This window comes from Paenibacillus radicibacter (assembly GCF_024721995.1).
Classification (GTDB): domain Bacteria; phylum Bacillota; class Bacilli; order Paenibacillales; family NBRC-103111; genus Paenibacillus_AM; species Paenibacillus_AM radicibacter.
Genome location: NZ_JANQBC010000007.1, coordinates 67,918 through 89,472, shown reverse-complemented (window position 1 = coordinate 89,472; position 21,555 = coordinate 67,918). Strand labels below are relative to the sequence as shown.

The window sequence follows — 21,555 nt, the reverse complement described above, 5'->3', positions numbered from 1 at the left end:
TTTCTATCTCACATTTATTTAAAAAGTCCCTGCGGTACTTTGCCTTCCCATGTCACTGGCGCTTCAAGCCCTAGAGCATGTGCTACTACGGCTGCTGTGTCCATAATAGATAACTCCGTTAGCACGGTTCCCGCTTCGATTCCAGGTCCGCTAACAGCCCAGAATACCGTCATATCATGTGGATGGTCTGAACCATGATCATGCGTGCGTACACCACCGCCACCGTGATCGGTCACGAGTATAATTAAGCTTTTCTCCACCAGATAGTTACGCTCAAGCGCCTCCAGCATCATCCCAATGTATCGATCAGATCGCGTAATCGCCTCCAAGTAACCTTCCGAATGAGCACCAAAGCCATGCTTGTGCCCCGAAATATCCGGATCATCCAATTGGACAAATAACAACTTCACATCTGGGTTTTGATCAATGTAGGTACAAATCGCTTCCGTATTATCCGCATCTGGTGAAGAATCCTTATGTATATCAAGTCCATCTTCAATAATACCGTTGTTAATGGGTCTCCATGTGGTGAAAGAAGCCATCTTCGCATCAGGGAATGCCTCTCTCGTTATTTTAAAAATAGACGGGTATGGCGAATTAAGAGGATACTTTTCCTGCCCAGCGATATTATTCGTCAGTCCGTGTTTCTCAGCAGGCACACCATGCAGCATCGATCCCCAGCATTGCGCACTAATAGATGGCATCACCGCTTGTGCATCATACGTGATTGCTCCACGACTTGCCAATTGGTCCAAATAAGGTGTCGGTGTATCTTTTACAAAAATACCTGCGCCATCCATCCCGAATATAAATACACGTTCTACCTTCTGCTTCATAACCCTCATCCCTTCAACTGGATTGATTTGTACCCCCACATTCTCTAACCCCATAAGCTTAACGTTATCATCCCTGCTGTAATGACGAAGGAGAATAGTACCCTTGTCCCGCCTTGTTTTTCTTTTAGAATTAAGATACCAAGAACCGAACCTATCACGATACTAAACTCACGAATTGGCGAGATGTGACTAAGTGGAGCAAGCTGCATGGCGACCAAGAAAAGCAAGTAAGAACCCGGTGCTAACACCGAACCAACTAAGATCGTCTTCCAATTGAGCTTCCATTCTGGCTTCAACTTCCCACTTCGCAGAGCCGGAATACCTAAGAAGAGTAAACCCGAGATGTTACTGATCTGAAGGAGTCCGAGTGGTGATAAGAACCCTAGAATCGATTTGTCTACAAGTGTATAGCCAGTGATCGATAACCCAACACCAAGTGCTGTAACAAATATGATCATGAATTTTCGATCCATACGCGTCGTATAAATACCACTTAGTGCGAACAATCCCACTACGATTAATGATAAACCAATCCAACCATACATACTTAAACGTTCATGATACAAAATCATACTCACAATCGGAATAAGCAGGGCTGCTGATCCACGCATCATCGGATACACTTGCGACATTTCTCCAATTCTGTACGCTTTCGTAAGCAATATTAAATACAATCCCTGGAATAAAAAAGAAGCTATCATCAAGGCGACTTGCTTTATTCCAAGATCTACAGTTAGCAGGTCACGAACAAAGAACGGCATAAACACCACACATGCGATCGTCTGGATCGACCATAGGAAGCTTTCCTTATGTATACTTTTTTTCGTAAATAAGTTCCATAAAGAATGAGTAAAAGCGGAAGCAATCACAAGGAATAACGCATACGTTTCATTCATGCAGGTAGCACCCCCAAGGCTCAATTCTTTACAGTCTTTATACCTATTCAGCAACACTGATTTTACACCCGTTTGCAAGCTCCGTCGATATCTTTTCCAACATTTCGAATGATTCAATCACAATTATTATCTTTTCACTCAAAAAGAAAAACCCTTCCAAACTAAGTTTGAAAGAGCCCTTATTCCTATGCATGCTTTATTCGATGCTTTGCTTTGCCCGATTCTGTACAGTAAGCTTATAGCCAACCCCACGAATGGACTCAATTTGAACCGATTCCTGGCTCATTTCTAATTTCTTACGAAGTGAACTGACATGTACATCAACTGTTCGTTGCCCGCCAAAATAGTCAAATCCCCATACGATATTCATCAAGTCATCTCTCGACACTACAAATCCTGGTCGCTGCGCTAAATATAGCAGTACTTCGAACTCCTTGGGACGGAGTGTAATTGATGTATGGTGCAAGATAACTTCATACTTTTCTGGATAAATATGCAGGTCGCCAATTACGATCACTTTTTCATTGGACTTTATAACATCCTCCGACATCAGCTCGTCTGATTTCGTTCGACGAAGAACAGCTGATACTCGCGCAAGCAATTCAGCAACACCGAATGGCTTGGTCATATAATCATCAGCACCATGCTTCAGCCCTTGTACGACCTCTTCTTCAGCATTGCGAGCTGTCAGGATAATGACAGGCGTACGTATCCCTTTTTGCCGTAATTTCGTTAGAATTTCAAATCCGTTCATACCCGGTAGCATGAGATCCAGAATGATCAAATCATGCAGCTGCTGCATCGCAACTTGCAAACCTTCCCCACCATGTTCGATCACTTTTACTTCATAGCCATCCTGCGTCAAATTATAAGAAAGAAGTCTAGCAAGAGTCGGCTCATCTTCAATAACTAATATTTTGGATGTCATGGGATAATCCCCTAACTTTAATTAATAGATTGTTCAATTATATTGCCATCATAACACTCGTTTGTAAAGTTTGTGTAAACTCAATTGTAAACGCCGTGTAAATCCTAGTGAATAACAGGTAGCTCAATCATAAACTTCGTACCAATACCAATCTCGCTTTCCACTTGAATCGTTCCATGATGGATTTCCACGAGATGTTTAACAATAGACAGACCTAAACCTGTACCACCTGAACTACGAGAACGTGCTTTATCCACACGGTAAAATCTTTCGAATACACGCGGTAAATCAGACTTCGGAATACCAATACCAGTGTCAGACACCGTTATTCGGATGTGTTCATATTCCTCTTCGTCTTCAGACCTTGCCCGAATAGGTTCGGCTATGATACGAACTTTACCGCCATCCATCGTATAATTAATACCATTAGACAAAAGATTAATTAAAATTTGTCTCAGACGATCTTCATCTGCTTCTAAATACAGATCTCCCTCAACTCGCATATCAAGCTGAATTGATTTCTGCTCCGCCTCCACTTGCATCATATGGATGGAGTCTTCAATAATCGTTGTGAGCGAAACCGGTGATAATTGCAGCGGTACACGCTTGGATTCAATCTTCGATAGCGCAAGAATATCGCCGATCAATCGGTTCAACCGTTCCGACTCATCATATATAATTTTCAAGAATGCCTTTGCCGTTTCTGGGTCATTCATTGCACCAGCAAGCAGCGTCTCTGCAAACCCTTTTACCGAAGCAATTGGAGTTTTGAGTTCATGAGACACATTGGCAACAAATTCACTGCGCATTTTCTCCAATCGACGAATGGCTGTAATATCATGCAAGACGATAAGCACACCTGTCCATGTATCATCCCCTTGAATAATTGGAATCGCATTGACCTCCAGTATACTCTCCGCAGGATAATAGAACACCATCTCTTCACGTAAAGGCTGCTGCTTCTCCATACAGTGCTCAATTAATTGAATGAGCTGTGGCTGTTGCTTCGCTTCATCAAAGCGATGACCGAGCAATTCATGATCTTCAAACCCTAATATTTGCTCCGCCGATGGATTAAGAAGCACGATATTACCTTCCCTACCAACCATCATCACGCCGGCAGACATATTGCCGAGCACCCCTTTAAGACGGCTCTCACTTTCCAATATGAGGTTCATCTGCTCTTGCAGGCTATCTGACATTCGATTCACAGCATGACCAAGCTGGCCCACTTCATCTTTACTTCTAATATTCACTCGTGCTCGATAATTCCGATTCGTAATTTGCTGTGCAACCCGAGTGATCTTCTCAATCGGACGCGTAATTCCTGCTGCAAACCGGTAAGAGATAAAGCTCACAAGGAGGAACAAGATCAGCATGCCTACAATCAGATATACCCACAATTGATTAACAGTAGACTCAACTTCGGCCAGGCTCATGGCAATTCGCAGCGCACCAATCGATTGACCTTGATCGTTATCGACGGAAATCGCAGCATAGAGCATATTCTCCTTAATTGTATCACTATAACGTTTATAAAAGCCGATTTGATGCGAGAGTGCATCTTGTATCTCTGGTCTTTCCTTATGGTTATCGAGCGTCATGGGGTTAACTTCAGAATCTCCCATTACTTTCCCATCCGAACGGACATAAGTGACCCGTGCTTGTGTAAATTTACTAAGTCTCTCCGTCTCTTTCGTATAGATTTCGATCAGATTTGCATCTTCACCTACTCGATTCCAATTGCCCGTATGTACCATAACATTAAGCTCACGAACGAGATTGCCTTTGAGTTCCGTAATATGAGACTTCTCAAAGATTGAAGCCATATACACGCCCGCGCATAACATGGAAAAACCAATCAATAGGATTAACATTAACGTTAGCTTCACACGGAATTTATTCATTGCTATCAAACTCCTTGTCCAAAAAAATCTACCTTCCATGGTAACCTGTGACATCTAGTTTATCCAGTTAATTTTGTGTAAATCATCGTTTATATGAAAACGAAAACCCGACTGCATATGCAAATCGGGTATCTTGTAATGAAACTTTTATTTAAAAACAGGCTCTTTGAAGCTTGCAAGCTTCTCTAAAGAGTTCTTCTCGATATCAGCATGTAGGGAATTACCATGAGAATCCATCGTAACGATTGCCGCAAATCCTTCTGTATCCAGGTGCCACATCGCCTCAGGAATACCGAACTCCATGTAATCCACGCCATCTACTTTCTTAAAGCATTTCGCGTAGAACTGAGCAGCTCCGCCGATTGCATTCAAGTATACTGCGCCGTGCTCCTCTAGTGCCGCAAGTGTCTTCGCACCCATACCGCCTTTACCAATCACTGCGCGAATACCGAATTTACGGATAATTTCGCCTTGGTAAGGCTCCTCACGAATGGATGTCGTTGGACCTGCTGCTTTCACTTCCCACTCGCCTGCTTCCGTTTTACCCATTACAGGTCCACAGTGGTAAATCACTTGACCATTAAGATCGATCGGTGCATCATGATCCATCAAGTATTTATGTAATGCATCACGTCCTGTGTGCATCGTTCCATTAATAATCACAACATCCCCTACGCGAAGTGAGCGAATATCTTCTTCAGAGATTGGTGTCTGCAATATAATTTCACGACGCTCCTCTACATCCGTACTTGCAACTTCATTTGCTGCAGTAGGCTGCATCGGTGTTTCTTGACCTTCTGGATAAACCCATTCTTGAATTTCGCCTGTAACCGCATTCAATACAACGCCTTGTCTACGGAATGCCCAGCAGTTATACGCAACAGATACGAAGAACGATGCTGGTAGACGGTTCATTACACCGATCTTACAACCTAGAAGCGTTACTTGACCACCGAAGCCCATTGTACCAATGCCAAGCTTATTCGCGTTCTCCATTACATACTCTTCTACTTGACGTAAATCTTCGTTCGAATTCACATCATCCGTATGTCGAAACAACTGATGCTTCGCTAGTTCATAACCACTTGTACGGTCTCCACCAATACCCACACCAATGAAACCAGCTGAACATCCTTGACCTTGTGCTTGATATACCGCATGCATAATACACTTGCGAATACCATCTAGGTCACGACCTGCTTTACCGATTCCTTCAAGTTCAGCTGGCAAGGAGTATTGAATGTTCTTGTTCTCGCAGCCACCGCCTTTAAGAATGAGCTTTACTTCAATATCGTCACGTTCCCATTGTTCAAAATGGATCACAGGCGTTCCCGGACCCAAATTGTCTCCGGAGTTTGCACCTGTTAAGGAGTCCACGGAGTTCGGACGCAGCTTGCTTTCTTTTGTTGCATTTCGAATTGCAGATAAAATCTGCTTTTTCATTTCAATTTGGTTTGCTCCAACTGGGCAGTGTATAATAAACGTGGGCATACCCGTATCTTGGCAAATCGGCGATACGTTATTCTCTGCCATTGTAATATTGTCCGCAATCGTTGATAATGACAAGGCAGATCTTGTGCCCTCGTCTTCTTTTAGTTGAGCTTGTTGGATTACTTTACGAACGTCTCCTGGTAAATTCGTCGAAGTCTCCACAATTAGCTTATACACACTTTGTTCAAAATGCTGCATAATGCTGTTCCCCTCTCTATTTCCTACACTTGTGTTAGTTTTTGAACTGTTTTTAATTATAACATAATTCAAGCAAACCAGACCCTCTTAGACTTAAAAAAGGAGTACGAAATCATGCGCAAATTCCTAGCAGCAATTCTCCTCATCAGCATTGTCTGTATGAGCGTTTTTACTGCGCCCAAAGCATCCGCAGAGCATCCTACTGTGTATTATCAAGATCAAGTTGCTGTACTCATGTATCATCATTTTCACGATATTGACAAAAGTTCATCTACGATGACACCCGAACTATTCAAGCGACAGCTCGACTATTTACTCGCGAAGGGATACAACTTCATTTCGATGGATGATTTCAAGCAATATCTGGATGGTGCAACCGTTCCAGATAACGCAATTCTACTAACGATTGATGATGGGTATCAGAGTGTACATGAAAAAGCTTTGCCTATTCTAGCAGAGCGACATATTCCGGGTACCGTCTTTATGATTACGGAGACACTTGCGAATCCCAAGGGATACAACATTCCGTTCATGAACGAAGAGGAAATGAAAGAACTTGTCTCTACTAATAACTTCATCACAACGGGTTGTCATACAGATGCAATGCACATTAAGCTACCCGACGGTGAAGCTTCACTTATCGGTCGCGTGACCAAAGCTGACGGTACGAAAGAAACAGAATCTGAATATAAAGATCGTGTCACGAATGACATCAAAGGATGCATTAGTAAAGTGAACGATTCACACCGAGATCCAGTTGATTATCTGGCTTATCCATTCGGTATCGTTGATGATCTTGCTGCAAGTTTAGTCAATCAAGCAGGGATCAATTACGCCTTCACGATTGTTCCTGATATGGCGATAAGAGAAGTCGATCGCATGCATATTCCGCGTATTAATGCGGGAAGCCCATGGATCACACCCGAAATGCTTGATTTTACAATTAAACAACGCGTTGAAGCCAAAGAGCAGAAGGACTATAAAGTGCCTGTTACGAGTGCACTCACAGCGCTAGGAGCAACTGTTGAGAATCAGAACGGTTCCATGATCGTGAAGTGGAATGAGCAGCAATGGACAATTCGAGACAATCACACTTACATTGAACGTACAGATGGGACGAAGTTGGACTTACGCGTTCCTGTTAGTAATAATCAAGGGCACCTCATGATGGATTGGCGTGATGTTCAAGCGATGCTTGGCACACCCATTATGTATCATCCTGATACCAAGCTGATTACATTACGAACTGTACCGAAGATGTTAACCTCCTAAGAAGGACGTGTAGCAGATGACGAGTGATTTCTTAGCTTATATGTATCGCCTGCGTTATATTGAACGTTGGAGTCTCATGCGTAATGTCGTTAAAGAGAACGTAGCCGAACATTCCTATCACGTGGCTACACTGACACATCTCCTGTGCTCCATTGCAAATGCTGAGTTCGGACGTAATCTCAATAGTGGCTTAGCCGTATCGATGGCCTTATTCCATGATGCAACAGAATCCTTCACTGGTGACATCCCTACTCCGGTCAAGCACCACAATCCTGACATGCTAAGCTCATTCCGTGAGATTGAGCGCCTAGCCGCAGTCCGCTTGCAGGATATGATTCCACCGAAGCTTCAGTCGGTCTATGCACCGCTTCTAACGCACTCAGACGAAGATGAGGAATTGCGCGCCTTCGTCAAAGCAGCCGATCTGCTCGATGCGTATCTCAAGTGTGTAACTGAGTTATCTGCTGGCAACCGTGAATTCGGAACGGCGAAGAAGCAGATCGAGCAGTCGCTGCATCAGCTTGGGCTTCCTGAAGTGGATTACTTCTTGGAACATTTCGCGCCGAGCATGGAAAAGACGCTCGATGAGTTGTCGGAGTGAGAGTTACTACGTTTATCTCATGAAAAAAAGGTACAGTTCCTCAAGAAAGTTGATGAGGCTGTACCTTTTTTTGCTTATTTATTGCTCCCTTTGATTTTGACAGCTTGGCCTTCGTGCAGTCTCGAATGTTCGGCAGCAAATGCCATGAGGTGGCTTTGCAACGAAGCCGTTGCAGAAGTTAAGCCTTGCGATGAATTGCTATCGAATTGACGAACGTCCCGTAGGAACGAACTCACCATTCGTTCATCACCGCCTCCATGGCCATCACCTTCAACATTGCAGCTAACCTCAATCTTTTCCCCTGAAACATATCGGTATAATGTAAAGGCTCCTTTGTCCATATCTCCTATGATTTCGCCTTGCGTTCCCATGATTTGCACCCTGCGCGCACCGCTTTGCGTCAATCCTGACATGATGAACGACGCGTTCGCTCCATTTGCGAACTCCATATTGACCACCTGATGGTCGACAACATTGTTGTCGCATCGATATACACAGCGGCCAAATGGCCCTTCTTTAAGCGCTTTTAAGATGCCTTCTTGCGACAAATCATTCGTCATGTAGCGCGCCCAAGGGTGATGCGGTGGCTGCATATACATTTTCAAAGCGGAGAAGGCGCATTCCTTCTCGACCTCGCAACCATCGATACAGCGATCGGTGGAGCCTTCCGGGGCATTCTCCAATCTGAAATGAAGCAGAGAACCGTAAGAGCTCACGCTTGTACACGGCTGCTTCATAAGCCAGGAGATGATATCCAGATCATGGCACGACTTAGCTAGAATCATCGGACTTGTCTCCTCTGAATTGCGCCAATTCCCTCGCACGAAACTATGCGTCATATGAGGATAACCGACGTTTTCAGTTAATTGTATCGTACCCACCGTTCCGAGTTCTCCGTCTTCGATGCATTTTTTGATTCCTGACCAGAAAGGGGTATATCGAAGGACATGGGTTACAACGAGCAGACGCTTATGTTTAAGTGAAGCCTGCTCCAGCTCGATACATTCCTCCACTAAAGGAGACATCGGCTTCTCCAGCAGGACATGATAGCCCAGTTCCATTGCTTTCATCGCTGGTATATAATGCATCCGATCAAGTGTACAGATGATCATGACATCGGCAAACCGTCCTTGATCAAATACTTTCTCCCAAGAATCGTAGACATGCTCCGGGGCGATCTCATGAATCTCTGCAAATCGATTTCTACGTTCATCGTCTGGCTCAGCTACTGCAACAATCTTTAATTCATTTGGAAACTTCTCTGCATAGGGACCATAAATATATCTTCCTCTACTGCCAGCGCCTAGTAGTACGGCTGTTAATGTTCTCAAGACTTCTCCTCCTCTTGTATACGCTTATACTTTCATTGTAAGAGGGTAGATTGGGAGGCGAAAGAGATCGTTACTGACATTTCATATACACTTATTGACCTTGATTCTGCCTATGGAATCGAGTCATTCGGAATTCTTGCGGCGTCGTTTCGTTCTTCTTTTTGAAAAAGCGTATAAACGCAAGTGCCGAGTTGTATCCTAGAGCAGTGGCAATTTCATTTACTTTCTTCGTCGTATTAAGCAGCATGTCTTTGGCAATCAAATTCCGATAGTCATTAACGTATTGCGACAACCCGATCCCGGTGCTTTGTTTGTAAAGTCTAGATAAATAAGAAGGATTCAAGTCTACGTAATCCGCCAGTGCATTTAAGGAAATATCGGTAGATATATGTTCCTTAATATATCGATGTACCTTATTCACGACCTCCGTCGGCAATTGGGTGCCTCGCTGCGCATTCCATTCGAAGAAGCAATCTGCCATTTGCCAAAAGTATTGGATCAATTCCGGCCATGAAGCCGAATCGCTATGACGAAATAGCTTATCCAAATCCAGAAGGGTATTCATGTAATCACGAATTCCTCGATTTTTATGGATATAGAATAGAAATACAGCTGAAAGGGAATGGTACAATTCGGTCTTCCGCTCATATGGAGTTCCCTGATCGTTCCATATGACTGTCAGCTCGGCATACAGCTTGTTGAATTGTTCCCGATGATTGTTCTCAAGACAGGACATGAGCAATTGAACACGAGCATGATAGAAACTATCGTGATAGCTGCCGGTTTTATCGTTATCTTGTTTCTGGACGTCTTTATCGGTCATAATGACCCCACTAAGCAATCCATGACCTTGTACCAAACCGTATTTTATCGAATGGAACTGGTCTGAGACATTATCCCATGTGGTCGGTTCGCTTCCCAGAAGGAAAGAAACAGAAAGCCCCAGCAATCTCTTGCAGGTTGCTTGTACGGTCTTCAATATACCGCTCGTAAAGCGGTGGGCTTCAATCCAGTCGAAGTCACTAGACGATGAAACTGACGACGCTTTCGGTTGAATCATCCAGACGATTTTCGATAGCTCGAATACGACGGAATAGCTTCTTACATGCGTGGACAAATACTCATCACCAATGTTCTGGAGTGCATACGAAAGCAATGTTTTATCCGGCGTTCTGAACATCTCTCTCCAAGCGTCTACCCTTCCAATGAGCAAATAGACCGGCAATGTTGCATCGAGTGGAATATCGATTTCTCTGAAATCCTGCACGAGCTGACTCTCTGTTACATGCTTGCCTTGAAAGAGTCCCCATATATACTCTTTTTGAAGCGTTGGCATTGCCAATCTCATTTTGGATTGTGCGCTTGCAAGCCTCTGCTCCTGATTATGTTCTTCTTCAATTTTCTCAATGGCTCGTTCCACCGACTGAATAATTTTCTCATCACTTTCAACCTTTAGAATATAATCGAAGCCTCCATAGGTAATCGCGTTCCTTGCGTAATGAAAATCGTTATATCCGGTTAGAAAAATAACTTTGGAAGGCCATTGGGATTTAATCTCTTGAAGCAGCTCTATACCCCCTAGCCCGGGCATCTTAATATCGGAAATTACGATATCGATGTGATGATACGACAGAACCTCCAAAGCCTCTTCACCTGAATAGGCTTTCATCACTTCAAGCGGCAAATGAACGGTCTGCTCGAATAGCTCAAGAAGACCATCGACGATTATGGGAAGATCATCAACGATAAGCAGTTTATACATGCTGGTTCCTCCTCTAGCATACGCTCAGATTGATTCTTACCTTCAGTCCCCCCAGATCAGAACGTGACATCGTAATGCCATATCCCTCTCCGTAGTGAAGTTCTAATCTCCGATGTACATTCATGATTCCTGTTGTTTCTTCTATCCGATTGGAAGACTCGCATAGTCGCTTTTGGAGGCGCTCGATATCCTCATCACTGATGTTTCTTCCATTGTCTTCGACATACAGTGAGAACACCTCTGCCTTAAGTTCGCTGTGAACCCAAAGCTCACCACGTTGAATCATATTGCCTAAGGCATGCTTATAAGCATTCTCGATGATCGGTTGCAGGACCAGCCTCGGAACGAAGATATCTGGAACATCTCCTTCAAACTTGACTTGAATGCGGTCTCCGTAACAAATGGATTGCATATCGACATACGTGCGAGAATGCTTTACCTCAAGCTCTAGCGGAATCTCGTTCTCATCATTACGTGTAATGAATTGAAAATATTGACCGATATATAAGCAGAATTGATAGGCTTTCTCCTTCTGATTCTCGGATTTTATCAGTCGACATAACACAAAAAAACAATTATATAAAAAATGAGGGTTGATCTGCGCTTGCAATCGTTTCAGCTCCGAGCGTTGACTTCGAATTTGCTGCTCATAATTTTCCTCAATTAATGTTTTCAAAGATCGCACGGTATCGTTAAAAGCTTGGTACAAATAGCCAAATTCATCTGATCCGCGATCGATCACGATCGGTTCCAGCCAGTTCTGCTGAACACGTCGAAATGAATGTACCAACTTCATGAGGGGTCTGTAGATGAATCGCAATAGAAAATAGGAAAAGAAAAATAGAATGCACACGCCAAGCGCGCATGCCACCCAAAACCACATTCGATACTTCTGCAGCGAACCTAAAATCTTTTCCTCCGGAATGCAAGTAATGGAATAGGAATTCCAGAGGCTAGAATATTTATAAACTGTGAGATAGCGTTGTCCTCCATAATTCAGTGTTTCGTATCCTTCTTCGGACGCAGCATTTTTCTCCAAAGCAAAAGATTTCATGCGTTCTAGCAGCTCTGTGTCCACACCGCTCTCGACTTTCCACCCTCGGTCCAAGTTAAACAATATGCTCTGTCCGCCCCGCGCGCTGCTAATCTGCATCAAGGTCTCCTTGATCTTACTCGTAGATAGCTCGACCCCAACGACGTATATCGGATTCTTCACTGTACTGGTGGGATACTGCATAGTAATAAATAATCGATCGTTCCAATAAACGAACGGTTGCTCTAAATGCTTTGCGCTTTGTTGCATGGCTTCGTATTCTTGCCGGTCAATTGAGGTTTCATAGTTGGAACTAAGAATCGTACGTTCAATCACGGGCACATAAGCCCTCGCTTCTTGAATGAATGGACTTGAATTTTTCATCAGATCGAGTCGCTTCTGTATGTCCAGTATTTTGCGTGCGCGATCGTAATCGCTCATGGCTGTGCCCGTTGTGGCAATTTCCATCAAATCTTTATCCATCACATAGTTCGGCAAATAACGGCTAATCCGGTCTCCTTCCTTATCCAGCGAATCCAGATAGAACCGTGTCGTATTCAGAATTGACTCCGAAATTTCGCTGCGAATCTTCTGCGCGCCCATCTCGTTAATCATCCAGGTAATTGCCATCAGAGGCAACAAGGCAGCCAGAAAGGCAGCCATAATTTTCTTAAATATGGAGGAGTCATGCAAAAAGAATAACATTTTCATCGCTTGTTCTCCTGGGATCATTTAATAGAGTACTACGATATTAACCTCTATTATTCTTTGACACTCCCCATCACAATTCCTTTTATGAAAAACCGCTGCATGAACGGATAGACGATGAGGATCGGAAATGCCGCCACGAAAATCTGCGCTGCTCTGCTCGTACGATCGGACAACTTCATCATTAGCTCGGCATTTTCTGCTTTAATGAAGCGAAAATCCAGTTTAATAATAACCGACTGCAAGAAGGTTTGCAGCGGGTAATTTTCAGGATGATTCATGTAAATCATGCCGTCAAACCAACTATTCCAATGTCCCACCATGGTGAAAAGACCTGTTGTCGCCAGTGCAGGCAAAGATAGTGGAACGTAGATCTTCCATAAGGTCGTGAAATGGCCAGCCCCGTCGATGCGCGAGGATTCTTCGAGTTCTTTGGGCAGATTGCGGTAGAAATTCAGCAATAGAATAACGTTGAACACCGCAACAGCCCCTGGTAGCACCAGAGCCCAAATGGTATCAATCATCCAAAGCCCCTTCACAGTTAAATACGTCGGAATGAGTCCACCGCTGAATAAAATTGTAAATACGAATACCCATGCATAGAAGGTTCTTAGCCGAAATTGCTGAGAATCTTTGGATAATGGGTAGGCGGTAATAATCGTCAGCAACATGCTGATGGTTGTTCCCAGAACAACCCGCTGAATAGATACCCAGAATGCCCGCAAATATTCCGGTTTTCCAAATACGTTATCATATGCAGCTGTCGTAAATTCAATTGGCCACAGAGTGACTTTGCCGGCTGCTGCTGCTGAACCAGAGCTAAACGAGATCGCCAAAATATGAATAATAGGCATAAGGCACAACAAGGATATGGACAATAGAACGATGAAGTTGAATATCAAAAACAATCTTCTTGCGAATGATCTGTTCGTACGCACGATGTGTCTCCCTTCTGAATGACCGCCGATCACATTAGAAAATGCGGTATTTCGCTAACCGATAGGCTAAGATATAGGAAATCGATATGAATATTAAAGATACGACGGATTTCAGCAACCCAACGGCCGTAGCGAAACCGAACTGTGATTGCTGAATCCCCATGCGATATACGAAGGTGTCGATAATATCCGCGCTTTCATAGACCGGAGGACTGTAAAGGTTGAAGATTTGCTCAAATCCAGCATTGAGTACATTTCCGATATTGAGTGTAAACATGAGAATAATGATAGGAAGCATCCCAGGCAGCGTCACATGTAACGTCTGCTTGAAGCGTCCTGCACCGTCGATTTCCGCAGCTTCGTAGAGTGACGGGTTAATGCTGGTGAGCGCAGCCAGATAGACAATTGTACCGAATCCGAATTCTTTCCATACATCCGAAATGACCATGACATAAGGGAACCAGTCATTGTTACCCAGAAAAAAAATAGGCTTGATGCCAAATAAACTCAGCACTTGATTGATCACACCGGAGGATGGTGACAATACATCGACTAGAATTCCGCTTAACAGTACCCATGATAGAAAGTGAGGCAAGTAAACAAGCGTCTGAAAGGTCCGTTTGACCCATTCTCTCCGCAGCTCATTGAGCATGATCGCAATCGTGATGGGAACAAGAAGTCCTGCTATAATTTTCATCAAGGCAATGTATACTGTATTGAAGAATATGCGGCCAATATCAGGGTACTCGATCAATAACTGAAAGTTCTTGAGACCAATAAAGGGTGAGCCGAACAAACCTTTATTCGGAACGTATTTCTCAAAGGCCATCACAATGCCGGCCATCGGGATATAACTGAAAATGATGACTAATGTTAGCCCTGGCAGCAACATCAAGTGAAGCGGCCATTCCTTCTTCCACCTGCGTATGAATCCATTCATGCCTTTCACCTCTCTGCATGACTATTAAATATGAACTAGGTTAAAGAAAAGAGGGATTGTTTTTGTCCAACCCCTCCATTCATCCACTTTGCGATTATTTGTGAGTGGCGTACCATTCGTTGACTTCTTTGGTCATTTTGTCGCCGCCAAGCTTCTTCCATTCTTCTACGAATTTATCGAATTCATCCACGGATACTTGATTCATGATAATTTTGAAAAATATTTCATCCCGCTTCTTGATCAGAATTTCTTGTCTTTCCGTCATTGTCGGTGTAGGTGCACCGTAAAATTTATTTTGTAGGTACTGTTTATTTTGCTGAATTGCCGGAACTAGCGAATATGCGCCTTTCGGTCCCGAAATCAGGTATTCCCACCACATGTTGATATCACTGCCGTCAACATATTTCATTGCGCGCTCATACCGTGTTTTTTGATCCTTTGTTTCTAAAATGCTCGCGTTTTTGGTTTCAATGGCTTTTGGTAGAATGTCGCCGTTATTGTCCAATTGTCTACCAACGCGAAGTGGGTTAAGCAACCAGTAGTTTGCGCCTTTTTCCTTCAAATCTTTACCGTATTCATATACTTTCTGCTCTTCTGTTGGATGTTGTTGAGTAACGATATATTGATTTAACAGCTTAATAACACCTTCCGGATGCTTTGCTTTCTTGGAGACGACATAATATTCGTCAACACCGATTCCGATTTGCGATCGTGCAGGATTGCTATCCACCGATGGAATCGGGAATACGCCCCACTCTTGTACGACTTTACCGTCCTTCAAAGCGCCTTTAACGAGCTGCGCCGGTACCCAAGACGCACCGTATACAATACCGATGTTGTTGTTGTAGAGGAGCTCTGCTTCTTTCTCCGTGTCTTTAACAGCGAACTCAGGATCAATTAATCCTTTCTTGAACATATCCTGTAGTGCCTTAAGCGCTTCCTTCACTTGAGGCTGGATGTCACTATTGACCAAACCACCCTTTCCGTCTTCTATCCAATTATTCTCATAAGCATGGTAACTATTTAGGAATGGCCATAGTCCTGTAACACCTGTGTCCTTATTATTAAATGGATCTTTGCTTACTGCAATTCCATACGGTTTCCCGGTGCCGCCAGGGTCTTTCGTTTTGAACGCCTCGGCAATCGTCAATAGGTCTGCCATCGTCTTCGGTTCCGGCAGGTTCAATTTCTTCAACCAATCCTTACGAATAAAGAGAAACTGGTATTGGTACGGATTATACGAACTCGGAATCCCCATTAACTTATTGTCGAAAGTGGCCGTCTTCATCTGCAAACCGCCATCCATCATCAAAAATTTCTTCGTTTCATCCGTTGCATACTTGTCGTATACAGACTTCAGATCCATAATCATATCCGCTTCTGTCAACTCTTTCAGCTGTGTAGCATTGACTCGCATGAAGTCTGGAATATCATTGGAGGCGATGGCCATCTTCAATTTTTCTTTGAATTGAGGGTCATCGGCAGCTACCCATTTGTTCGTGATCTTCACGCCGATGTCTTTCATATACGCATCATAAACCGCATTCTTCTCAAAACTCTCGCCTGGATCAAATTTAAGATATTGATCACTAAGTGATACCGTTGAAACCTCTACAACTTCATTCTTTTCACTTGCCGGAGTCGGTGTCGTTGTTGTTGTCGTCGGTGTCGCATCGGTCGGCTTTTTCTCCTCCACCTTCGTTGTACTGCTGCATGCCGTTATCGCTAGGCTGAGGGTTAAGGCAAAGATGATAAGACTTTTACTTCTTCTTCTCATAGTACCCCTCCATCATGTTTCAAAATAGGTCGCAGACGTTGCTGCTTCCTTTCATAATCTTAGTATAGAAATGATAGCGCCTTCATTCCATATACTAGTCTTTACTTTCGTATACACCTCTCGACTACCTTAATAATTCAATTGCTTTTGAGAAAAAAAAGCCCCTGCTTTTCAGCAGAGGCTTCTTCATCTATCCTTTATACATTTACAACAGCTGTAACGTTACGTACGGAATGTGCCGATTTATCAAGAGCCGCTTGCTCTTCAGTTGTCAGCTCAAGCTCGAAGATTTTCTCAATACCAGCTGCACCAAGAAGAGTCGGTACACCCATGAACAAGTTGTCATAGCCGTATTCGCCTTCAAGAAGAGCAATTGCAGGAATGATACGCTTCTTGTCCTTTAGAATCGCTTCTGCCATCTGTACTAGGGACGCAGCAGGTGCATAGTATGCCGAGCCGTTACCTAGTAGGTTAACGATTTCGCCACCACCTGTACGCGTGCGTTGTACGATTGCTTCGATGCGCTCTGAGGAAATCAGCTTCTCGATTGGAATCCCGCCAACGTTGGAGTAACGAACAAGTGGCACCATGTCATCGCCATGACCACCTAGAACGAAACCACGAACATCTTCGACAGATACGTTAAGCTCTTGCGCAATGAATGTGCAATAGCGAGCTGTATCTAGTACACCAGATTGTCCAATCACACGAGACTTATCGAAACCTAATGCATTGTAAGCAACGAAAGTCATTGCATCGACTGGATTAGATAGAATGATAACGATTGATTCTGGGCAGTATTTTTTAACATTTTCACATACGGATTTTACAATTCCAGCATTCGTATTTACCAAATCATCACGGCTCATGCCTGGCTTACGAGCAATACCTGCAGTAATGATCACGATATCAGAACCAGCTGCATCTTCATAGTTGGAAGTACCTACGATATTCGAGTCAAAGCCTTGTACAGGACTTGCTTCCATCATATCAAGTGCTTTACCTTTTGTCGGGTTTTCCAATTGAGGAATATCAACAAGAACCACGTCTCCGAGTTCCTTCTGAGCAAGCATTAATGCCGTAGTTGCGCCTGTAAATCCAGCACCGACAACCGTAATTTTATTGCGACGAATAGCCATGTAAGAACCCTCCCATTGTTAAACTGCCTTAAGAATAATAGTAATTGCAATAATTACATGTTTTTGATAATTTCGTTTGCGAACTCAGAACATTTGATTTCAGTAGCGCCTTCCATAAGACGAGCGAAGTCATAAGTAACAGTCTTGTTACCGATTGATGTGCTCATACCTTTGTAGATCAAGTCAGCCGCTTCTTGCCAGCCCAAGTGCTCAAGCATCATAACACCAGAAAGTGTTACGGAACCTGGGTTTACTACGTCAAGACCTGCATATTTCGGAGCTGTACCATGAGTCGCTTCGAAGATCGCATGTCCAGTTAAGTAGTTGATGTTCGCGCCCGGTGCAATACCGATACCACCAACTTGTGCTGCTAGAGCATCAGACAAGTAGTCACCGTTCAAGTTCAATGTAGCAATTACATCGAAGTCAGTTGGACGAGTCAATACTTGTTGAAGCGCGATGTCAGCAATCGCATCTTTTACGATGACTTTGCCAGCTGCTTCTGCTGCTTTTTGAGCTGCATTCGCTGCATCTGTACCTTGCTCTTCTTTAATGCGGTCATATTGTGCCCAAGTGAATACTTGCTCGCTGTATTCTCTTTCTGCAAGCTCATAACCCCAGTTCTTGAATGCACCTTCAGTAAACTTCATGATGTTACCTTTGTGTACAAGCGTAAGCGTCTTACGTCCATGCTTAATAGCATATTCGATAGCAGCGCGAATTAGACGCTCGGAACCTTCTTTGGATACTGGCTTAATACCGATACCAGAAGTTTCAGGGAAACGGATTTTGTTAACGCCCATTTCATTTTGCAAGAAAGTAAGAACTTTCTTAACAGCATCAGTTCCTTCTTGGTACTCAATACCCGCATAGATGTCCTCTGTGTTTTCACGGAAAATAACCATGTCAACAAGCTCAGGACGCTTCACTGGGGAAGGTACACCGTCGAAATAACGAACTGGACGAAGACATACATACAGATCAAGCTCTTGACGAAGTGCAACGTTCAAAGAACGAATACCACCGCCAACAGGCGTAGTCAAAGGACCTTTGATTGCTACAATGTACTGACGAACCGCTTCAAGCGTATCGTTAGGCAACCAGCTGTTATATTTGTTAAATGCTTTTTCACCTGCATAAACTTCGTACCAAGCGATTTTCTTCTCGCCGTTATAAGCTTTCTCAACTGCAGCGTCAAGAACGCGCTTGGAAGCTGCCCAGATGTCTGGACCTGTTCCGTCACCTTCGATAAAAGGAATGATTGGGTTGTTAGGAACAACAAGCTGTCCATCTTGAATCGTGATTTTTTCGCCTTCTGTAGGCAATTCATAATTTTCAAACTGTGCCATGTAGGTTGCCTCCTCAAAATATTCTAACTATTTGGTATAGCTCTCTTGGATTTGATATCCCTGCATTCATTATAGTATAAAAGTAGAGATTGCCAAGCCTATCCCTACACACAATTGAACGGGAGTCCCTAAACTTTATGTTCAAAATGCAATTTGCATCCTGACACAAGTCGAAACTGCCCGTCGATAGGGTAAATTCATCTCAATAAATGACTATCTATCTTCGATTGGTATGTAGCGCTGATTTGATAATCCTGTGTATTCTGCACGAGGACGAATCAAGCGGTTGTTGTCATATTGCTCTAAGATGTGCGCTGTCCAACCAGATGTACGAGAAATTGCAAAGATCGGTGTAAACAGATCACGAGGGATACCAAGTGATGTGTAGCAAGAAGCGGAGTAGAAGTCTACGTTCGGCTTCAAGCCTTTTTGTCCAGTTACAAGATCTTCAATGTGAATGGACATCTCGTAATATGTCGTGTCGCCTGTCAATTGACCAAGCTGTCTGGACATTTTCTGTAGATGTTTCGCACGTGGATCACCATTCTTGTATACACGGTGTCCGAATCCCATGATTTTTTCCTTATTATTCAGTTTATTGCTGATATACGTATCCACATTGTCTGGACCACCGATTTCTTCTAACATCGCCATAACCGCTTCATTCGCTCCACCGTGCAAAGGTCCTTTAAGTGCACCAATTGCGGATGTCACACCTGAATACATGTCAGACAACGTTGCTACAGTTACGCGTCCTGCGAATGTGGATGCATTAAGCTCATGATCCGCATGAAGGACTAGTGCTTTATCTAGCGCCTCAATTGCAATTGCATCTGGCTCTTCGCCTGTCATCATGTATAGGAAATTAGCTGCGATGGAAGGATAACCTTTGGATGCAATCGGCTCTTTGCCTTCACGAATACGGTAAAATGCAGCGACAACTGCTGGCAATTGTGCTTGCAAGCGAATCGCTTTACGCACGTTAGCCTCTTTGCTCATATCCCCAGCTTCTGGGTCATATAACCCAAGGCTAGATACGGCTGTCCGCAGAGCAGACATGGAGTTTGCATCTTTTGGATACGTTTGCATTTGGTCGATAACTTGTTGTGGGATCGTGGAGCTGTTATTCAAATCATTTTGAAGCTGATCTAGTTCAGACTGCGTTGGCAACTTGCCAAACCACAATAAAAAAACAACTTCTTCAAAAGTTGCGTTTTCAGCAAGGTCGTCAATATCGATACCACGATAGGTCAACACGCCATCAATAATTGAACTAATGGAAGAGGTAGTAGCTACAATGCCTTCTAATCCTTTGGTTGCTGTCAAAAGAATCACTCCTATCTTTCGCTTAATAGGCAAACTTACCATAAGTTTAGTTATCACATAATATTAATAATAAAGTATTTTGAGCTTTCTGTGAATGTGTTTTGCATAAAAATTCATTATCAGTGGCATAAAAATTGCTTCTAACTGCTTGGTCAATTTACTACCTTCTGAAGAAAAAATTTATGCGTCCACTCGAAATACCTCTGCGAATGACTAATAGAATAAGAGCCTGAAAGATAGGTCGTGTAAACGGTAATAACATCAATATTCCGAGTAAATCAGAGATAAACCCCGGAATAAGCAGGAAAATCCCACCGACTAGTATACATAAGCCTTCTAGAATCGTCGTAGCCGGCATCTGCCCTCTACTTAATTGCATCCGCGCACTAACCCACACCCGAGGTATTTCACGTTTCACAAAATAGACACCAAATACAGCACTCAGTAAGAGGAGTAGGAACGTATAACCGGATCCGATCCATTTTCCAACCAAATAAATACTTAGGATTTCAAGTGCAGGTGCAAGTATTAGCCAAATGAACATACCGCGGCGCATAGGGACAGCCTCCTTAAGGTTGATTGATTAATGCATATAACTCAGGTAATTCCTTATCCAAGCGAACTGGACGAAAAGCACGATTGACCCAAACATGCCGTGTTGCCCCGCTAACGAGAAGCTCTCCTTGCGGATCACCATCTGCTTGCATATTCATCTCATCACTTGCCATCGCATCCTCAGAAATTCGACGAATCTGACTGTTAAACTCCACTTTGATCGCTGTATACGACTGAATGCGTGTGTATATCACGATGCGGTCATCATAACGAGCCGGTGTATGAAACTTCATCTCTGCCTCGACTACGGGAAGCAGCAAACCTTTCTGCTCCACAACTTGATAGGGATAACCCATTTCCCGAATGAGTTCCGTTCTTCCAATTTCAAACCAGTTCAAATAGTTCGCATGATACACGACCCCCATCTGATCCGTTTCCTGATAACGCACGCGCTGCTCATGCTTAAACCATTTTGACTCCATGACAATACCTCCAAACCTCAACCACATTCTTTACTTTTTAAAAAAGAGTGAACACAGAGGATGCCCTCTATATTCACTCTTGTGTG

The 21,555-nt window shown here is 43.5% G+C and carries 18 protein-coding genes; 2 read left to right on the top strand and 16 right to left on the bottom strand.

Annotated elements, in window-relative coordinates; translation table 11 throughout:
* Nucleotides 1-14: 14 nt before the first annotated feature.
* The 5 genes from NV379_RS13845 to NV379_RS13825 form a co-directional block, all read right to left on the bottom strand.
* The gene (locus NV379_RS13845) at nt 15-875 is read right to left on the bottom strand and encodes an alkaline phosphatase family protein (RefSeq protein ID WP_258207911.1); all 861 of its coding nucleotides are present in this window, start codon (nt 873-875) and stop codon (nt 15-17) included.
* A 5-nt stretch (nt 876-880) separates the two neighbouring features.
* Nucleotides 881-1,732, bottom strand: a complete 852-nt coding sequence (locus tag NV379_RS13840; RefSeq protein ID WP_258207910.1) for an EamA family transporter — start codon at nt 1,730-1,732, stop codon at nt 881-883.
* A 196-nt stretch (nt 1,733-1,928) separates the two neighbouring features.
* Entirely contained in the window at nt 1,929-2,660 is a 732-nt protein-coding gene (locus NV379_RS13835) for a response regulator transcription factor (RefSeq protein ID WP_258207909.1), read from the bottom strand.
* Nucleotides 2,661-2,764: 104 nt separating this feature from the next.
* Nucleotides 2,765-4,567 (bottom strand): two-component system histidine kinase PnpS, encoded by a 1,803-nt coding sequence (gene pnpS, locus NV379_RS13830; RefSeq protein WP_258207908.1) that lies wholly within the window; start codon nt 4,565-4,567, stop codon nt 2,765-2,767.
* Nucleotides 4,568-4,714: 147 nt separating this feature from the next.
* Entirely contained in the window at nt 4,715-6,256 is a 1,542-nt protein-coding gene (locus tag NV379_RS13825) for a fumarate hydratase (protein ID WP_258207907.1), read from the bottom strand.
* A gap of 114 nt (nt 6,257-6,370) precedes the next feature.
* Here NV379_RS13825 and NV379_RS13820 point away from each other — a divergent pair, with 114 nt between their 5' ends.
* Together NV379_RS13820 and yfbR are read left to right on the top strand one after the other, a co-directional pair.
* Complete coding sequence (locus tag NV379_RS13820; protein WP_258207906.1) at nt 6,371-7,528, top strand: polysaccharide deacetylase family protein; 1,158 nt, start codon at nt 6,371-6,373, stop codon at nt 7,526-7,528.
* Nucleotides 7,529-7,544: 16 nt separating this feature from the next.
* Complete coding sequence (yfbR, locus tag NV379_RS13815) at nt 7,545-8,129, top strand: 5'-deoxynucleotidase (protein WP_258207905.1); 585 nt, start codon at nt 7,545-7,547, stop codon at nt 8,127-8,129.
* Nucleotides 8,130-8,203: 74 nt separating this feature from the next.
* On the opposite strand, the gene NV379_RS13810 is transcribed toward yfbR, so the two are convergent.
* From NV379_RS13810 to NV379_RS13760, 11 genes are all read right to left on the bottom strand, one after another.
* Nucleotides 8,204-9,460 (bottom strand): Gfo/Idh/MocA family protein, encoded by a 1,257-nt coding sequence (locus NV379_RS13810; protein WP_258207904.1) that lies wholly within the window; start codon nt 9,458-9,460, stop codon nt 8,204-8,206.
* Between the two features lie 91 nt (nt 9,461-9,551).
* A complete protein-coding gene (locus NV379_RS13805) occupies nt 9,552-11,222 on the bottom strand; it encodes a response regulator (RefSeq protein ID WP_258207903.1) in 1,671 nt (556 codons plus the stop codon).
* Between the two features lie 13 nt (nt 11,223-11,235).
* Entirely contained in the window at nt 11,236-12,966 is a 1,731-nt protein-coding gene (locus NV379_RS13800; RefSeq protein WP_258207902.1) for a sensor histidine kinase, read from the bottom strand.
* A 50-nt stretch (nt 12,967-13,016) separates the two neighbouring features.
* Nucleotides 13,017-13,901, bottom strand: coding sequence for a carbohydrate ABC transporter permease (locus NV379_RS13795; protein ID WP_258207901.1), 885 nt, complete (start codon nt 13,899-13,901; stop codon nt 13,017-13,019).
* A gap of 34 nt (nt 13,902-13,935) precedes the next feature.
* Nucleotides 13,936-14,841, bottom strand: a complete 906-nt coding sequence (locus tag NV379_RS13790; protein ID WP_258207900.1) for an ABC transporter permease — start codon at nt 14,839-14,841, stop codon at nt 13,936-13,938.
* Between the two features lie 94 nt (nt 14,842-14,935).
* Nucleotides 14,936-16,618 carry an extracellular solute-binding protein gene (locus NV379_RS13785; protein WP_258207899.1) on the bottom strand — a complete coding sequence of 561 codons (1,683 nt, stop codon included), beginning with the start codon at nt 16,616-16,618 and terminating at the stop codon, nt 14,936-14,938.
* A 197-nt stretch (nt 16,619-16,815) separates the two neighbouring features.
* Complete coding sequence (mdh, locus tag NV379_RS13780; protein ID WP_258207898.1) at nt 16,816-17,757, bottom strand: malate dehydrogenase; 942 nt, start codon at nt 17,755-17,757, stop codon at nt 16,816-16,818.
* 53 nt (nt 17,758-17,810) lie between these two features.
* The gene (gene icd / locus NV379_RS13775) at nt 17,811-19,106 is read right to left on the bottom strand and encodes an NADP-dependent isocitrate dehydrogenase (protein WP_258207897.1); all 1,296 of its coding nucleotides are present in this window, start codon (nt 19,104-19,106) and stop codon (nt 17,811-17,813) included.
* A gap of 213 nt (nt 19,107-19,319) precedes the next feature.
* Nucleotides 19,320-20,432, bottom strand: coding sequence for a citrate synthase (gene citZ / locus NV379_RS13770; RefSeq protein ID WP_258207896.1), 1,113 nt, complete (start codon nt 20,430-20,432; stop codon nt 19,320-19,322).
* Between the two features lie 160 nt (nt 20,433-20,592).
* Nucleotides 20,593-20,988, bottom strand: coding sequence for an FxsA family protein (locus tag NV379_RS13765; protein WP_258207895.1), 396 nt, complete (start codon nt 20,986-20,988; stop codon nt 20,593-20,595).
* 13 nt (nt 20,989-21,001) lie between these two features.
* A complete protein-coding gene (locus NV379_RS13760; RefSeq protein WP_258207894.1) occupies nt 21,002-21,469 on the bottom strand; it encodes an acyl-CoA thioesterase in 468 nt (155 codons plus the stop codon).
* Nucleotides 21,470-21,555 lie beyond the last annotated feature (86 nt).

Bases quoted from the DNA above. Each gene is read 5' to 3' on its own strand.
- NV379_RS13765 (WP_258207895.1), bottom strand. From the start codon at position 20,988: ATGCGCCGCGGTATGTTCATTTGGCTAATACTTGCACCTGCACTTGAA.
- yfbR (WP_258207905.1), top strand. From the start codon at position 7,545: ATGACGAGTGATTTCTTAGCTTATATGTATCGCCTGCGTTATATTGAA.
- NV379_RS13835 (WP_258207909.1), bottom strand. From the start codon at position 2,660: ATGACATCCAAAATATTAGTTATTGAAGATGAGCCGACTCTTGCTAGA.
- NV379_RS13800 (WP_258207902.1), bottom strand. From the start codon at position 12,966: ATGAAAATGTTATTCTTTTTGCATGACTCCTCCATATTTAAGAAAATT.
- mdh (WP_258207898.1), bottom strand. From the start codon at position 17,757: ATGGCTATTCGTCGCAATAAAATTACGGTTGTCGGTGCTGGATTTACA.
- NV379_RS13840 (WP_258207910.1), bottom strand. From the start codon at position 1,732: ATGAATGAAACGTATGCGTTATTCCTTGTGATTGCTTCCGCTTTTACT.
- NV379_RS13785 (WP_258207899.1), bottom strand. From the start codon at position 16,618: ATGAGAAGAAGAAGTAAAAGTCTTATCATCTTTGCCTTAACCCTCAGC.
- NV379_RS13825 (WP_258207907.1), bottom strand. From the start codon at position 6,256: ATGCAGCATTTTGAACAAAGTGTGTATAAGCTAATTGTGGAGACTTCG.
- icd (WP_258207897.1), bottom strand. From the start codon at position 19,106: ATGGCACAGTTTGAAAATTATGAATTGCCTACAGAAGGCGAAAAAATC.
- NV379_RS13760 (WP_258207894.1), bottom strand. From the start codon at position 21,469: ATGGAGTCAAAATGGTTTAAGCATGAGCAGCGCGTGCGTTATCAGGAA.
- pnpS (WP_258207908.1), bottom strand. From the start codon at position 4,567: ATGAATAAATTCCGTGTGAAGCTAACGTTAATGTTAATCCTATTGATT.
- NV379_RS13820 (WP_258207906.1), top strand. From the start codon at position 6,371: ATGCGCAAATTCCTAGCAGCAATTCTCCTCATCAGCATTGTCTGTATG.
- NV379_RS13805 (WP_258207903.1), bottom strand. From the start codon at position 11,222: ATGTATAAACTGCTTATCGTTGATGATCTTCCCATAATCGTCGATGGT.
- NV379_RS13790 (WP_258207900.1), bottom strand. From the start codon at position 14,841: ATGAATGGATTCATACGCAGGTGGAAGAAGGAATGGCCGCTTCACTTG.